The sequence below is a fragment of the Streptomyces sp. NPDC059142 genome, from assembly GCF_042755665.1.
GTDB lineage: Bacteria > Actinomycetota > Actinomycetes > Streptomycetales > Streptomycetaceae > Streptomyces.
Window position 1 is genome coordinate 4,673 of record NZ_JBHZDA010000074.1, and the last position, 14,821, is coordinate 19,493.

Sequence of the window (14,821 nt, forward strand, 5' to 3'; positions counted from 1 at the left end):
CTGTTTTGAGCCTCGCGCGACGCGTAGCTCTCGGGCTGTCGCTCGCCGCCCCCCCCCCTTCTCCATCTGAGCGGACGACCAGGTTCGAACTGGCGACCTCAACCTTGGCAAGGTTGCGCTCTACCAACTGAGCTACGTCCGCATTGCACCGCGTGAGCGATACGACCATCACTGTACCTGATCCATTGAGCCGGACCAGAAGTGATGCAGAGCGGGTGACAGGAATTGCACACTGCGCCTCCCCCTTGGAAAGGGGGCGTTCTACTACTGAACTACACCCGCACGCTGCCCGGGTTTCGGCTTTTCGGCCTTGCCCCTCGGCGTGTTCCAAACTCTAGCCGATCAGAGGGGGTGCTGTGCAACTCGGTGCGCGCGCAGGTCACTCGACCGGCTCCGCCCGGGTGCACGCCGGGCGTGCACCCGGGCGCGCGCCCAGCGGCCATCTCGCTCAACTCGCCTCGTGGAACGCCTCGTACACCCGCTTCGGGATCCGGCCGCGCGCCGGCACCTCGACCTTGTGGGACTGCGCCCAGGCGCGCACCGCCGCCGGGTCGGGCGCGAGCGCCGTGTGGCTGTAGGTGGTGCGGGACTTGCCGCGCTTGCTGGCATTTGTCTGCTTTCGCCCGGCCGCCATGAAGGGCGCCAGAGCCTTCCGCAGTTTCTTCGCGTTGGCGGGATTGAGGTCGATCTCGTACGACTTCCCGTCCAGGCCGAACGCGACCGTTTCCGCCGCTTCCCCGCCGTCGATGTCATCGGAGAGCGTGACCACTACGCGCTGCGCCACGGATACAGGTCCTTTCTTGCGGTACCGCTCGCGCCCGAACGTGCCCGACATGTGCGGGAAACGTGTTGACGTGCGGCGATACCGGCCTTCCGGCTGTTATGGGGCAATGCTTCTTTCCGCTGTATTCCTTTGTACAGCGAAAGAGGGCGCATTGTGAAGCCCAGCCAATTACATCAGCGTGTCCCCCGGCAATGGGTGGCGGGATTTTTTTCCCGGGATTTTTCCCGGCGTTGTCCCGCGGTGGTCCCATCGGCCCCGCTGTTCGCGCGGATCCGGAAAACGGACATATCTACCCGCGTAGATTCTCAAGCCGGGTACGCTGAGGTACCTCGGGGGGTCTGGGGGATTCCCCGGAGAACGCAACAGCGAGAACCAGCCGCACCACACCACCGGGAGTGCACGTGGCACGCGTCGTAGTCGACGTCATGCTCAAGCCGGAGATCCTCGACCCGCAGGGCCAGGCGGTGCAGCGCGCACTGCCCCGCCTGGGCTTCGAGGGCATCGCCGACGTCCGTCAGGGAAAGCGCTTCGAGCTGGAGGTGGCGGGGCCGGTCGACGAGGCCGCCCTCGCCCGTATCCACGAGATGGCCGAAACCTTTCTGGCCAACACCGTCATCGAGGACTTCGTCGTGAAGATCGACGAGTCCGTCGCCGCCGTCCCGACCGCAGTGGCCGAGGGGGCGAAGTGACGTCTCGTATCGGAGTCGTCACCTTCCCCGGCACACTCGACGACCGGGACAGCCTGCGTGCCGTCCGTATCGCCGGCGCCGAGCCCGTATCGCTCTGGCACCGCGACAAAGACCTCCATCAGGTCGACGCGGTTGTCCTGGCGGGCGGTTTCAGTTACGGCGATTATCTGCGGGCCGGAGCCATCTCCCGGTTCTCGCCGGTGATGGAAACGATCATTGAGCAGGCGAAGGCCGGTATGCCGGTTCTCGGCATCTGCAACGGCTTCCAGATCCTCACGGAGTCGCATCTCCTTCCGGGCGCCATGCTCCGGAACAACCATCTCCACTTCATCTGCCGCGATCAGAAACTGCGGGTGGAGAGCGCGGACACCGCCTGGACCGCCGACTATTCCGCCGGGCAGGAAATCTCCGTACCCCTCAAGAACATCGACGGCCGGTACGTCGCCGACGAGCGCACGCTCGACGAGCTGGAGGCCGAGGGCCGGGTCGCCTTCCGCTACCTGGACGGGAACCCGAACGGGTCGCTGCGCGACATCGCCGGGGTCACCAACGCGGCGGGCAACGTCGTGGGCCTCATGCCGCACCCGGAGCACGCCGTGGAGCCGCTGATCGGTACGGGCCGTACCGACGGCCTCGGATTCTTCACCTCGATCCTGAAGAAGCTGGTAAGCGCCTGATGACCATCAAGAACCTCGACACGGTCAAGCACGCGACCGGTACCCCCGACGCCGAGCAGCCCTGGAAGGAACTCGGCCTCAAGGAGGACGAGTACGCCCGGATCCGCGAGATCCTGGAGCGCCGTCCCACCGGTGCCGAGCTGGCCATGTACTCCGTCATGTGGTCCGAGCACTGCTCGTACAAGAGCAGCAAGGTCCATCTGCGGCAGTTCGGCGAGAAGGCCCCGGCCAGCGACGCCATGCTCGTCGGCATCGGCGAGAACGCGGGCGTCGTGGACGTCGGGCAGGGGTACGCGGTCACCTTCAAGGTCGAGTCGCACAACCACCCCTCGTACATCGAGCCCTACCAGGGCGCGGCCACCGGCGTCGGAGGCATCGTCCGCGACATCCTCGCGATGGGCGCCCGCCCGGTCGCCGTCGTGGACCCGCTGCGCTTCGGCGCGGCCGACCACCCCGACACCAAGCGGGTGCTGCCCGGGGTCGTCGCGGGCATCGGCGGGTACGGGAACTGCCTCGGCCTGCCGAACATCGGCGGCGAGGTCGTCTTCGACGCCTGCTACCAGGGCAACCCGCTGGTCAACGCCGGCTGCATCGGTGTGATGAAGCACGAGGACATCCACCTCGCGAAGGCGTCGGGCGCGGGCAACAAGGTGATCCTGTACGGCGCCCGCACGGGCGGCGACGGTATCGGCGGTGTCTCGGTGCTGGCGAGCGAGACCTTCGAGTCCACCGGCCCGGCCAAGCGGCCGGCCGTCCAGGTGGGCGACCCGTTCCAGGAGAAGCTGCTCATCGAGTGCACCCTGGAGATCTTCGCGGAGAAGCTCGTCGCCGGGATCCAGGACCTCGGCGGCGCCGGTCTCTCCTGCGCGACGAGCGAGCTGGCGTCCGCCGGCTCCGGCGGGATGCGGGTCGAGCTGGACACCGTACCGCTGCGTGACGCGACCCTCTCGCCCGAGGAGATCCTCATGAGCGAGTCGCAGGAGCGCATGTGCGCGGTCGTGGAGCCCGGCAAGGTCGACCGCTTCATGGAGATCTGCGAGAAGTGGGACGTCATCGCCACGGTCATCGGTGAGGTGACCGAGGGCGAGCGCCTGGAGATCTTCTGGCACGGCGAGCAGATCGTCGACGTACCGCCGCGCTCCGTCGCCCACGACGGTCCGGTGTACGAGCGGCCCTACGCCCGCCCCGACTGGCAGGACGCCCTCCAGGCGGACGACGCCAACAAGCTGGCACGCCCGGCCACTTCGGCCGAGCTGCGCGAGCAGGTGCTGAAGCTGGTCGCGTCGCCGAACCAGGCGTCGAAGGCGTGGATCACCGACCAGTACGACCGCTTCGTGCAGGGCAACACGGTGCTCGCGCAGCCCGAGGACGCCGGCATGGTCCGGATCGACGAGGAGTCGAACCTCGGTGTGGCGATGGCGACGGACGGCAACGGCCGCTTCGCCAAGCTCGACCCGTACACGGGCGCGCAGCTCGCGCTGGCGGAGGCGTACCGCAACGTGGCCGCCTCCGGCGCCACCCCGCTCGCGATCTCCGACTGCCTGAACTTCGGTTCCCCCGAGGACCCGGCCGTGATGTGGCAGTTCGCCGAGGCGACGCGCGGACTGGCCGACGGCTGCCTCCAGTTGGGCACCCCGGTGACCGGCGGGAACGTCTCGCTCTACAACCAGACGGGCGAGACGGCGATCCACCCGACGCCGGTCGTGGCCGTGCTCGGCGTGATCGACGACGTCAACCGCCGTACGCCGATCGCCTTCGCGGAGCAGGGCCAGCTTCTCTACCTGCTCGGCGACACCCGCGAGGAGTTCGGCGGCTCGGCGTGGTCCCAGGTCGTCCACGACCACCTCGGCGGGCTGCCGCCGGCCGTGGACCTCGACCGCGAGAAGCTGCTCGGCGAGATCCTGATCTCGGCGTCCCGCGACGGCATGATCGACGCGGCGCACGACCTGAGCGACGGCGGTCTGATCCAGGCGGTGACGGAGTCCTGCCTGCGCGGCGGGCACGGCGCGCGGCTGGTCGTACCGGACGGGCTCGACGCGTTCACGTTCCTGTTCAGCGAGTCGGCGGGGCGCGCGGTCGTCGCCGTACCGCGCAGCGAGGAGCTGCGGTTCACCGACATGTGCGGGGCGCGCGGGCTGCCCGTCACCCGGATCGGCGTGGTGGACGGCGACGAGATCGAGGTCCAGGGCGAGTTCGGCATCGCGCTGGGCGAGCTGAAGGACGCGCACGAGGCGACGATTCCCGCGCTGCTGGCCTGAGCGCCGGGTACCCGAGAGGGACACAGGGACACCGCGAGACGAGGGGAACGCATCATGGCGTACGAGTACAAGGTCATCACGTTCAGGGAATCGCTCATCGGCGACGCCCTGGACGGCGACAAGCTGGAGAAGATCCTCAACAAGCACGCCGAGGACGGCTGGGCGCTGAAGTCGATCACGGCGGCGGACGTCAAGGGCCGGATCGGTCCCGGTGCGGTCGAGGGCCTGCTGCTGACGCTGGAGCGCCCGCGCGGCTGACGCCGGAGCACCACGCCCGCGTGAGGCGTGACCGTACGACGGAGTGACCGTGCGACGCTCCGAACCGTGCCCCCGTCCCGGGCTCTCCGGGACGGGGGCACGGTCGTGCCCGGGGACGGAGACGGCGAGAGACACAGGGGCCAGGAGCAGGGGCGCCCCGGGGTTTCGAGAGATTACGTAATTACGTAGTATCGACGTATGGAGCTTGAGGAGCGCGTCGCCGAACTGGAGCGCAGGCTGGCGGCGCTGGAGCGCGGTGACCGCGCGGGCGGCGCCGCCGACGGCGCGAACCGGCCGGAGCCGCGCGGCCCCGAGGGCGCCTTCTGGGCGCTGGATCTCCTCAAGTCCGAGCTGGCGAAGGCCGGTTCGGCGGACGGCGGAGTGGTGTACGCCGGCTCGGTGCGGCTCCCCGCGGGCGAGCGCTACGAGTGGCAGTACGGCGCGTACACCGACGGCCTGCTCGACGCCGACTGGTCGCTGACCGCCGAGTGCTTCGCCGCGCTCGGCCATCCGGTACGGCTGCGTCTCCTGCACGAGATCCTCGGCGGCCGGCGGACGACGGCCGAACTGGCGGACCTGGACGAGCTGGGCACCACCGGCCAGATCTACCACCACCTGCGCCAACTGACCGGCGCGGGCTGGCTGCACACACCCGGCCGCGGCCGGTACGAGGTCCCGGCTCCCCGGGTCGTACCGCTGCTGGTGATGATCACCGCCGCGGGCCCGTAGCCACCGCGGCCGTACCCGACCGACCACAGGGGGAGAGAAACGATGTCCGCGAGCGAAGTGGAAGTACCGGAGAAGCGCCGGGGCCGGGGGCCCGCGATGCTGGCCTTCCGGGTGTCCTGGCTGGTGTTCTGCCTCCTGGTCCTCGTCGGGGCCTTCGTCGAGCTGCCGTTCGGCTACTGGTGGACGTGGCTGCCGGCCGGGATCGGTGTCGCGCTGCTGATCCGGATGGGGCGGACGGCGCGGGCCGAGCACGCGGTGCGCCCGCCGGCCGTGGAGGTGGACGCGCCGGTCAGGGGCCGCTGGTCGGCGGTGAACAGCCCGGCGGACAAGGTGCCGAGCCATGGGACGTACGGGTACGGCCAGGCGTACGCGATCGACATCGTGGCCGACCCCGCGCCCGCCCAGGACCCCGAGTCCGCGCCGCCCACCGCCCAGGACCCCGGGTCCGCGCCGCCCACCGCCCGCCCGGCGTTCGCGTGGCTGTGGCCGATCGCCCGCCGCAACCGGGACTTCCCGGCCTTCGGCGCACCGCTCCTCGCGGTCGCCGACGCGACGGTCGTCCGCGCCTCCGACGTCCAGCGCGACCACCTCAGCAGGAACTCGCTGCCCGCGCTGGTCTATCTGATGCTCTTCGAGAGCGCGGTACGGGAGATGACCGGCGCGCACCGGATCACCGGCAACCAGGTGGTCCTCGACCTGGGGAACGGTACGTACGCGATGTACGCCCATCTCCAGCGCGGCTCGCTCCGGGTCCGGGCGGGCGACCGGGTCACGGCGGGCCAAGTCCTGGGCCGCTGCGGGAACTCCGGCAACTCCAGCGAGCCGCACCTCCACTTCCAGCTCATGGACCACCCGGACCTGAACGTCGCGCGGGGCGTCCCGTTCCGCTGGCGTGAGGCCGGCGTCCCGCCGGGCGGCGAGCCCTTCGTGGTGCACGGACCCACCGGTTCCCCCGCGCGGTGACGCATCCGCGCCTCCGCCCGCCCGAGGGGCGGACGACGCTACTTCGGAATGACTCGTCTAGCCTCCCCCCCATGCCACCTGCCAAGAAGCGCCCCCGCAGCTACGACTCCGGCAAGATCCGGGCGGCCGTCGTGGCCCAGTTCGGACACGTACGGGAAGCGGTCGCGGGGCTCACGCCCGAGCAGCTCGCGCTGGACTCCGGACTGGGGGAGTGGACCGTACGGGAGCTGGCAGCGCACCTGTGCATGGTCGTCGAGTCCCTCAACCGCGCCATCGAGAACCGCGACGTCGAGAACCGCGCCGTCGAGCGGGGCGGGCCCGCGGGGCCGGCGGGCGGCCGGCCCCTCACCCTCGCCGACTGGCCCGCCGCCACCGCCGCGCACGCGGGCGCCATCGCGGACGGCGTCCGGGAGTACGCGGCGTCCGCGCCCCCGGAGGAGCTGTTCGCCCGTACCGCCGCGCGGCTCGACGCCCTGCTCCCCGGCGCGGACGACGACCGGGTGACGGCGATCCGGCTCGGACCGATGCGGCTCGGGGACTTCCTCGTGACCCGGACCGTCGAATTGACCGTCCACACCGACGACCTGAACCGGGCCGCCGGGCTCGCCGTACCGTTCGACCGTCAGGCGCTCGCCGCCTGCACCCGGGTGCTCGCCGACGCGCTCGCCGTGAAGGCGCCCGGCGCCTCGACCGAGGTACGGGTGCCGCCGTACGCCGTCGTGCAGTGCGTGGAAGGGCCGCGCCACACCCGGGGGACCCCGCCCAACGTCGTGGAGACCGACCCGCTGACCTGGATCCGGCTGGCCACCGGCCGTACGGGCTGGCGCGAAGAGGTCGAGGCGGCGCGGGTCAGCGCCAGCGGGGAGCGCGCGGATCTCGGCGGTCTGCTCCCGCTCATGGGGTGAGAGACGGCGGGACGCGCGGGGGAGGCGGAACCGTACCGAGCTCGCCCCCGTCCCAGCGGTATGCCGAACCAGAAGATCATCCGCCCCGCCCGCCCCGTGCACGGCGCGCGCGTCGCCCATGTCGCCGCCGTCACCACCGCCGCGCTCCTCGCGCTGACCGCGTGCGGCACCGAGACCAAGGACGGCGCCGGCGCCGGCAGCGGCAACCGCGACGGAGCCGTACGGACCGAGCTGCCGCTCACCGGAGTCCACTGGCGCGTCGACAGCGTGACCAAGGACGGCGAGAAGACCGCCGCGCCCCCGGGCGCCGGCGTGGAGATCGGCTCCGACGGCCGGGCCAGCGCGCAGACCGGCTGCAACCACTTCAGCGCGAAGGTCACCGTCGAGGGCGACACCGTCACCATCGGCGACAAGGAGTCCACCCTCGTCGGGTGCGACCAGAAGACGGACGGCTTCGAGAAGGCGCTCGACGGCGCGTTCTCCGGGAAACTCACCGCCAAGGTCGAGGACAAGAAGCTCACCCTCACCACGGCGGACGGCGACACGATCGCGCTGAGCTCGGAGGAGCCCGCGCCCTTCGCCGGGACGAAATGGACGGTCGGCACGATCGCCGGGAAGGAGACCTCGACCTCCCTCCCCAAGGGCACCGAGGGCAAAGCGTTCTTCACCTTCACTGTGAGTAAGGAGGCGCAGGCGGGCAAGGACGGCGAGCAGACGGGCACCGTCGAGGGCAGCCTCGGCTGCAACCGCTTCAAGGCCCCCGCCACCGTCTCCGGCACCAGCCTCACCCTCGGCCGGCTCACCGCCACCCGCATGCTCTGCCCGGGACCCGCGATGACCCTGGAAAACCAGGTGCGGAAGGTGCTGGAGGGCGACGTCACATATGAGCTGCGCCACCGTTCCGTCACGCTCAGGACCGCCGGAGGAGAGGGGATCGGGGCCACCGCCGAGGCCCCCGCGAAGTAACCGGGAGGCCGTCGGGAGGGCCCGGAAGGGCCCCCTCCCGTATCCCCAATTCGGACCAGTGGTCGATCTCGCCTACACTCGGTGGCGTGCCTCGTGGTGATGGACGACTCAACCACGACCTGCTCCCCGGAGAGAAAGGCCCCCAGGACGCTTGCGGCGTCTTCGGAGTCTGGGCCCCGGGCGAAGAGGTCGCCAAGCTCACCTATTTCGGACTGTATGCCCTACAGCACCGTGGACAGGAGTCCGCGGGCATCGCAGTGAGCAACGGGTCCAAGATCCTGGTTTTCAAGGACATGGGCCTCGTCTCACAGGTCTTCGACGAAACCTCGCTCAGCTCCCTGGTGGGGCATATCGCGGTGGGACACGCCCGCTACTCCACCACCGGAGCCTCGGTGTGGGAGAACGCGCAGCCGACCTTCCGGGCCACGGCCCACGGCTCCATCGCGCTCGGCCACAACGGCAACCTGGTCAACACCGCCCAGCTCGCCGAGATGGTCGCCGACCTCCCCAAGGAGAACGGCCGGACGACGCGCGTCGCCGCCACCAACGACACCGACCTGGTCACGGCCCTGCTGGCCAGCCAGTCGGACGCCGACGGCAAGCCCCTCACCGTCGAGGAAGCCGCCGCCAAGATCCTGCCCGACGTGCAGGGCGCCTTCTCGTTCGTCTTCATGGACGAGCACACCCTCTACGCCGCCCGTGACCCGCAGGGCATCCGCCCGCTCGTCCTCGGCCGGCTGGAGCGCGGCTGGGTCGTCGCCTCCGAGGGCGCCGCCCTCGACATCTGCGGCGCCTCCTTCGTACGGGAGATCGAGCCCGGCGAGCTGATCGCCATCGACGAGAACGGACTGCGGACCCAGCGATTCGCGGAAGCGAAGCCCAAGGGCTGCGTCTTCGAGTACGTGTACCTGGCCCGCCCGGATACGGACATCGCCGGTCGGAACGTCTATCTCTCCCGTGTCGAGATGGGCCGGAAACTGGCGAAGGAAGCCCCGGTCGAGGCGGACCTGGTCATAGCCACGCCCGAATCCGGCACCCCCGCAGCCATCGGCTACGCGGAGGCCAGCGGTATCCCGTACGGATCCGGCCTGGTCAAGAACGCCTACGTCGGCCGGACCTTCATCCAGCCCTCCCAGACCATCCGCCAGCTCGGCATCCGGCTGAAGCTGAATCCGCTGAAGGAAGTCATCCGGGGCAAGCGCCTGGTGGTCGTCGACGACTCGATCGTCCGCGGCAACACCCAGCGCGCCCTCGTCAAGATGCTCCGTGAGGCGGGCGCCGCCGAGGTCCACATCCGGATCTCGTCCCCTCCGGTCAAGTGGCCGTGCTTCTTCGGCATCGACTTCGCCACCCGCGCGGAGCTGATCGCCAACGGCATGACGGTCGAGGAGATCGGCGTCTCCATGGGCGCCGACTCGCTCTCGTACATCTCCATCGACGGGATGATCGAGGCGACCACGATCGCCAAGCCCAACCTCTGCCGCGCCTGCTTCGACGGCGAGTACCCGATGGCCCTCCCCGACCCGGAACTGCTCGGCAAGCAGCTCCTGGAGACCGAGCTGGCGGCGGGACCGGCCGGTACCGCCGCGTCGGAAGCGCTGCGCAGGCCGTAGCGCCCCCGCACGACCAGGCCCCGCCGATGACGTTCGACGACCTCACGACGACAGGAAAGTACCCAGCCATGTCCGAAACGACTACTGGTGCCAGCTATGCCGCCGCGGGCGTCGACATCGAAGCCGGTGACCGCGCGGTCGAGCTGATGAAGGAGTGGGTGCGCAAGACCCGGCGCCCCGAGGTCCTCGGCGGCCTCGGCGGCTTCGCCGGCCTCTTCGACGCCTCCGCCCTCAAGCGCTACGAGCGCCCGCTGCTCGCCTCCGCCACCGACGGCGTCGGCACGAAGGTCGACCTCGCCCGCAAGATGGGCGTGTACGACACGATCGGCCGCGACCTCGTCGGCATGGTCGTCGACGACCTCGTCGTCTGCGGCGCCGAGCCCCTGTTCATGACCGACTACATCTGTGTCGGCAAGGTCCACCCCGAGCGGGTCGCCGCCATCGTCAAGGGCATCGCCGAAGGCTGTGTGCTGGCCGGCTGCGCCCTGGTCGGCGGCGAGACCGCCGAGCACCCCGGACTCCTCGGCGAGGACGACTTCGACGTCGCCGGCGCCGGTACGGGCGTGGTCGAGGCGGACCGGCTGCTCGGCGCGGATCGTATCCGTACGGGGGACGCGGTCATCGCGATGGCATCCTCCGGACTTCACTCGAACGGGTACTCGCTCGTCCGCCACGTGGTCTTCGACCGGGCCGGCTGGTCGCTGGAGCGTGAGGTCCCCGAGTTCGGCCGCACGCTCGGCGAGGAGCTGCTGGAGCCCACCAAGATCTACTCACTGGACTGCCTGGCCCTCACCAGGACGACCGAGGTGCACGCCTTCAGCCACATCACCGGCGGCGGTCTGGCGGCCAATCTCGCCCGCGTGATCCCGGACGGGCTGCACGCCACGGTGGACCGCTCGACGTGGACGCCCGGCGCGGTCTTCGACGTGATCGGTACGGCGGGCCGGGTGGAGCGCCTGGAGCTGGAGAAGACGCTGAACATGGGCGTGGGCATGATGGCCGTCGTCCCCGCGGAGTCGGCCGACGCCGCGCTCACCACGCTCGCCGACCGCGGGGTCGACGCGTGGATCGCCGGGGAGATCACCGAGCGGGCGGACCACTCCACCGGAGCGGCGCTGACCGGCGACTACGCGAGCTGACGCGCCGACCCGTGCCGGCTCCGGGGGTCACCCGGCCGGCACGGGAGGGACGCGGACAGCACAGAACCCGGTGACGGTCCCGGGTGACAGCACAGAACCCGGTCCAGGGCCGCGGGCCCCGGACCGGGCCGGATGCTGATGACGAGCTGACGCTCGGGATGTACGGACGTCAAGCGCCGCGGCGCCGCGCCGAGGGCCCGGACTCGTCGTCCTCGTCCTTGTCGTCCTTGTACGGGTCCGCGTTGTAGCGGTCCGCGTACTGTGCGTACGGGTCATCTTCCTCGTCGTCGTCCTCGAACGGCTCGCCGTTCGGCGGTTGACTTGAAGGCGATGCGCCCAGCTCGTTGGCCAGACGCGACAGGTCTGTCCCGCCGCTGTTGTACTTCAGCTGGCGGGCGACCTTCGTCTGCTTGGCCTTGGCCCGGCCGCGCCCCATGGCTCGACCCCCTCGGTGACGGGGCTCGACGGCCCCAGAGTCTTGACACGCGTTCATGAATCCGAACGAGCTCTCCGCGGAGAGACCCGTCCGTAGGGCTTCAACGGTACCTGCTTCCGCGGCCATACGGTACGCCGCCCGCATGACGCGCCCCGGTGCAGGGTCGGCGAGACGCCCCGTCCTCGCTGGTCAGCAGCGATTTTAACCTCTTCTGGAGGGGCGACCCGCCGACCCGCGTGAGTCTGGTCTCCCCGTCCGCCGCCGCCCGTCCGCGGCAGCCTGAGCGACCACACCTGAAGGGTTCAGGTGTGGTCGGGCGCCGCCGGGCGACCCTCAGGAACGACGCGCTTCGGCCATCCTGTGCTCGGCGATCCGGTCGGCCGCCGCGGCCGGCGGAACCCCGTCCTCCTTCGCACGTGCGAAGATCGAAAGAGTCGTGTCGAAGATCTTCGCGGCCTTCGCGCGGCACCGCTCGAAATCGAATCCGTGCAGCTCGTCCGCGACCTGGATGACCCCGCCCGAGTTCACCACGTAGTCGGGCGCGTACAGGATGCGGCGGTCGGCGAGGTCCTTCTCGACGCCCGGGTGGGCGAGCTGGTTGTTGGCCGCCCCGCAGACCACCGTCGCGGTGAGCGCCGCCACGGACTCGTCGTCCAGCGCGCCGCCGAGCGCGCACGGGGCGTAGATGTCCAGGCCCTCGGTGCGGATCAGGGTGTCCGTGTCGGCCACGGCGGTGACCTGGGGGTGCGCGTCCGTCACCCGGCGTACCGACGCCTCCCGTACATCCGTGACCACGACCTCGGCGCCGTCCTGGAGCAGATGCTCCACCAGGTGGTGCCCCACCTTCCCGACGCCCGCGATCCCGACCGTGCGCCCGCGCAGCGACGGGTCGCCCCACCGGTGCTGGGCGCTGGCCCGCATGCCCTGGAAGACCCCGAAGGCGGTCAGCACGGACGAGTCGCCGGCGCCGCCGTTCTCGGGGGAGCGCCCGGTGGTCCAGGCGCAGGTGCGCGCCACGACGTCCATGTCGGCCACGTATGTGCCGACGTCGCAGGCGGTGACGTACCGGCCGCCGAGCGAGGCCACGAACCGGCCGTAGGCCAGCAGCAGCTCTTCGGTCTTGATCTGCTCGGGGTCCCCGATGATCACGGCCTTGCCGCCGCCGTGGTCGAGCCCGGCGAGGGCGTTCTTGTACGACATGCCCCGGGAGAGGTTCAGCGCGTCGGCGACGGCCTCCTCCTCGGAGGCGTACGGATGGAAGCGGGTGCCGCCGAGGGCCGGGCCCAGGGCGGTCGAGTGGATCGCGATGACGGCCTTGAGGCCGCTGGCGCGGTCCTGGCAGAGCACGACCTGCTCATGGCCGCCCTGCTCGGAGCGGAAGAGGGTGTGCAGTACGTCGGTGTGCGCGCCGGAAACATCGGTCACGGTGGTGACTCCCCAGTAAGAAACGGCGTTGGGCGGCCCCTCCGATGGGTGGTGGAGCGGCCGGTCGGGCAAGCAAGAGGGTAAGTCCTCGGCAGGCGTGGATCAGCCGCAGTGCCGAGGATCACCCCCTCGGGGGTGACGGACATGGGACGATGCCGCCCATGCCGGCGGTGTCTTCTGTCCATGTCCCTTACGCGTCCTACCTGCGGGTGTACGAGCCGCTGGGGGCCTTTCCCGAGCCGGAGAGGAGCCACTGGGCGCGTTACGCCAAGCGGGACCGTGTCCCCGGCGCCCAGGACGAGCTGCGGCGCTCCCTCGCGGACCTCCTGCCCACCCCTCCGGTGCCCGTTCCCGTGCACGAGAGCGGGGACGCGTTCGTCACCGAGGTCGACGGGGTGGTGTGCGTCTGTCCCTGGCGGACGCGGCTGCGCGGCTGGCTGGCGCTGGAGGAGCTGACGGAGACGTTCCCCGCGCCTCTGCTGGACGCGGTGCTGCCCCCGGTGGTGCGATTTCAGGCCACCTCGGACTACGAGCACTGGCGGGAGCGGAATCCGGACGCGCGGCCCTGGATCAGGACGGCGCTCTGGCAGGTCCCGCCGGGCTGGTTCGCGCTCTTCTCCGACGAGGAGCGGCTGTACGAGAAGGAGGGCCCGGCGGCCGAGGAGGGCGGTGAGGGGGCGCCCGTACTGCGCTACCGGACGCCGATGGTGCAGGCGAGGCGGCGGCTGGCCCGCGCGCTGAAGACGCTGCGGGAGACGCTGGACGACGGTCCGATGGTCGAGGGGCTGATCGAGGTGGGGCGGTGGCTGGAGGAGTTCCACCCGCGTTCACTGGTCGAACTGGACTACGGCGGCCTCGTCCATGTGATCTCCCGGGAGCAGCTTGCCGACGACCGCTCGGCCGCCGATGTGGCGGCGGCGGTCGCGGCGCTCAGGGAGGGCGACGGCGAGGCGGCGGGGACGGCGTACGGCCGGCTCATGGAGCGCTGGCGCGCGGTCCGGGAACGTCAGCACGCGAGCTGAGCCCGCCCGAACGGTCGCGGCGGGCATGGGAAGACCCTGGAACGGACTTGACCGGACCTTGAATCGGGCACCGGGGCAGAGGTCCCGAAGCGGGCCTTTGCCCTCAAGGGTGACGGACCGCACTAACGGGGCTCTTGCGCCCATCACCCCTCCTCGTGCCAAAATAGGACAAGGAGTCCGGGGAGGGTTCCATCCGTCCAAGTGTGGGCGGAATGCTCGGCATTGCACTCTATGTGGGGGGGCCAGTGACTCCTGATCATTCTGTGACTGATCGTATCTGTGACGTGACTGTCCGCTATGGCATGGTCCATCGGCTTCCGCCGCTGATGAACACCTCAGAGGGCAATTCCATCGGTTTGGCCTACGTGGCTGGACGGATGGTGTAGTTGTAGTGCCGAGGACAAGCCGTTCGTCCTATAACCGACTCGGCCCGCGTCCGCCATTTCGGGCAACGCGGGTCAAGGTGCAGAATTTAGAGGAAAGAACCGAGATGGTTCGGTTCTCCCGAGGAGGCCGCTCATGACCGCTCGCACCCCTGATGCCGAGCCGCTGCTGACCCCGGCTGAGGTTGCCACGATGTTCCGTGTGGACCCGAAGACGGTCACACGCTGGGCAAAGGCCGGCAAGCTCACGTCCATCCGCACGCTCGGTGGGCATCGCCGGTATCGCGAGGCAGAGGTCCGCGCACTGCTTGCGGGTATTCCGCAGCAGCGCAGCGAGGCCTGAACACCCCAGTAAGGCTCATTTAGGGCTCAAACCGATCAGGGCACAGCCGGGTCCCCCATATCCGGTCGTCCCGACCCATGGCTCCACACGACGGGCACCTGCCCCAACAGGTCCCATGCCCACGCACAACGGGTAAGTCGTCGAGGGGGGCCGGCGGCCCCCCCCCCCGGGCCCATTTATTTTTGGCGGGCCCGGTGGAACCCAGTGGTGCCGGGGGGGGGGGGGACGGGG

15 protein-coding genes and 2 tRNA genes are annotated in these 14,821 nt (G+C 70.2%); 12 read left to right on the forward strand and 5 right to left on the reverse strand.

The annotated features are described in order from the left end of the window. Positions 1-69 precede the first annotated feature (69 nt). The 3 genes from ACFXPK_RS23710 to ACFXPK_RS23720 form a co-directional block, all read right to left on the reverse strand. Positions 70-142: transfer RNA gene (locus tag ACFXPK_RS23710), tRNA-Gly, on the reverse strand. Between the two features lie 68 nt (positions 143-210). Beyond that, positions 211-282, reverse strand: a tRNA-Gly gene (locus ACFXPK_RS23715). A 166-nt stretch (positions 283-448) separates the two neighbouring features. Then, the gene (locus ACFXPK_RS23720; RefSeq protein WP_384996353.1) at positions 449-784 is read right to left on the reverse strand and encodes an Lsr2 family protein; all 336 of its coding nucleotides are present in this window, start codon (positions 782-784) and stop codon (positions 449-451) included. 401 nt (positions 785-1,185) lie between these two features. Between ACFXPK_RS23720 and purS the strand changes: the two genes are divergently transcribed. The 10 genes from purS (at position 1,186) to purM (ending at position 10,981) form a co-directional block, all read left to right on the forward strand. Further along, the gene (gene purS, locus ACFXPK_RS23725; protein ID WP_384996350.1) at positions 1,186-1,473 is read left to right on the forward strand and encodes a phosphoribosylformylglycinamidine synthase subunit PurS; all 288 of its coding nucleotides are present in this window, start codon (positions 1,186-1,188) and stop codon (positions 1,471-1,473) included. After that, entirely contained in the window at positions 1,470-2,150 is a 681-nt protein-coding gene (purQ, locus tag ACFXPK_RS23730; protein ID WP_365810596.1) for a phosphoribosylformylglycinamidine synthase subunit PurQ, read from the forward strand. Before purS ends, purQ begins: the two co-directional genes overlap by 4 nt. Then, on the forward strand, positions 2,150-4,408 hold the full coding sequence (gene purL, locus ACFXPK_RS23735) for a phosphoribosylformylglycinamidine synthase subunit PurL (RefSeq protein ID WP_385078362.1): 2,259 nt from the start codon (positions 2,150-2,152) through the stop codon (positions 4,406-4,408). Before purQ ends, purL begins: the two co-directional genes overlap by 1 nt. Before the next feature lie 54 nt (positions 4,409-4,462). Beyond that, complete coding sequence (locus tag ACFXPK_RS23740; RefSeq protein WP_384996344.1) at positions 4,463-4,666, forward strand: DUF4177 domain-containing protein; 204 nt, start codon at positions 4,463-4,465, stop codon at positions 4,664-4,666. 198 nt (positions 4,667-4,864) lie between these two features. Further along, on the forward strand, positions 4,865-5,395 hold the full coding sequence (locus ACFXPK_RS23745) for an ArsR/SmtB family transcription factor (protein WP_384996341.1): 531 nt from the start codon (positions 4,865-4,867) through the stop codon (positions 5,393-5,395). A gap of 42 nt (positions 5,396-5,437) precedes the next feature. Next, positions 5,438-6,358, forward strand: coding sequence for a M23 family metallopeptidase (locus tag ACFXPK_RS23750; protein WP_385078366.1), 921 nt, complete (start codon positions 5,438-5,440; stop codon positions 6,356-6,358). A gap of 71 nt (positions 6,359-6,429) precedes the next feature. Next, the gene (locus ACFXPK_RS23755; RefSeq protein ID WP_385078369.1) at positions 6,430-7,263 is read left to right on the forward strand and encodes a sterol carrier family protein; all 834 of its coding nucleotides are present in this window, start codon (positions 6,430-6,432) and stop codon (positions 7,261-7,263) included. 60 nt (positions 7,264-7,323) lie between these two features. Further along, positions 7,324-8,229, forward strand: a complete 906-nt coding sequence (locus ACFXPK_RS23760; RefSeq protein WP_385078372.1) for an META domain-containing protein — start codon at positions 7,324-7,326, stop codon at positions 8,227-8,229. Positions 8,230-8,315: 86 nt separating this feature from the next. Beyond that, positions 8,316-9,842 (forward strand): amidophosphoribosyltransferase, encoded by a 1,527-nt coding sequence (gene purF, locus ACFXPK_RS23765; RefSeq protein WP_384996332.1) that lies wholly within the window; start codon positions 8,316-8,318, stop codon positions 9,840-9,842. Between the two features lie 68 nt (positions 9,843-9,910). After that, positions 9,911-10,981: a phosphoribosylformylglycinamidine cyclo-ligase gene (gene purM / locus ACFXPK_RS23770; protein ID WP_384996330.1), complete on the forward strand. Its 1,071-nt coding sequence runs from the start codon at positions 9,911-9,913 to the stop codon at positions 10,979-10,981. 169 nt (positions 10,982-11,150) lie between these two features. On the opposite strand, the gene ACFXPK_RS23775 is transcribed toward purM, so the two are convergent. Continuing rightward, on the reverse strand, positions 11,151-11,417 hold the full coding sequence (locus ACFXPK_RS23775) for a DUF3073 domain-containing protein (RefSeq protein ID WP_384996328.1): 267 nt from the start codon (positions 11,415-11,417) through the stop codon (positions 11,151-11,153). Between the two features lie 333 nt (positions 11,418-11,750). Beyond that, positions 11,751-12,842, reverse strand: coding sequence for a Leu/Phe/Val dehydrogenase (locus ACFXPK_RS23780; RefSeq protein ID WP_385078376.1), 1,092 nt, complete (start codon positions 12,840-12,842; stop codon positions 11,751-11,753). 161 nt (positions 12,843-13,003) lie between these two features. On the opposite strand from ACFXPK_RS23780, the gene ACFXPK_RS23785 reads away from it, so the two are divergent. After that, positions 13,004-13,864, forward strand: coding sequence for a hypothetical protein (locus tag ACFXPK_RS23785; protein WP_384996324.1), 861 nt, complete (start codon positions 13,004-13,006; stop codon positions 13,862-13,864). A gap of 519 nt (positions 13,865-14,383) precedes the next feature. Continuing rightward, on the forward strand, positions 14,384-14,590 hold the full coding sequence (bldC, locus tag ACFXPK_RS23790; protein ID WP_003949541.1) for a developmental transcriptional regulator BldC: 207 nt from the start codon (positions 14,384-14,386) through the stop codon (positions 14,588-14,590). The last annotated feature ends 231 nt before the right edge of the window (positions 14,591-14,821 follow it).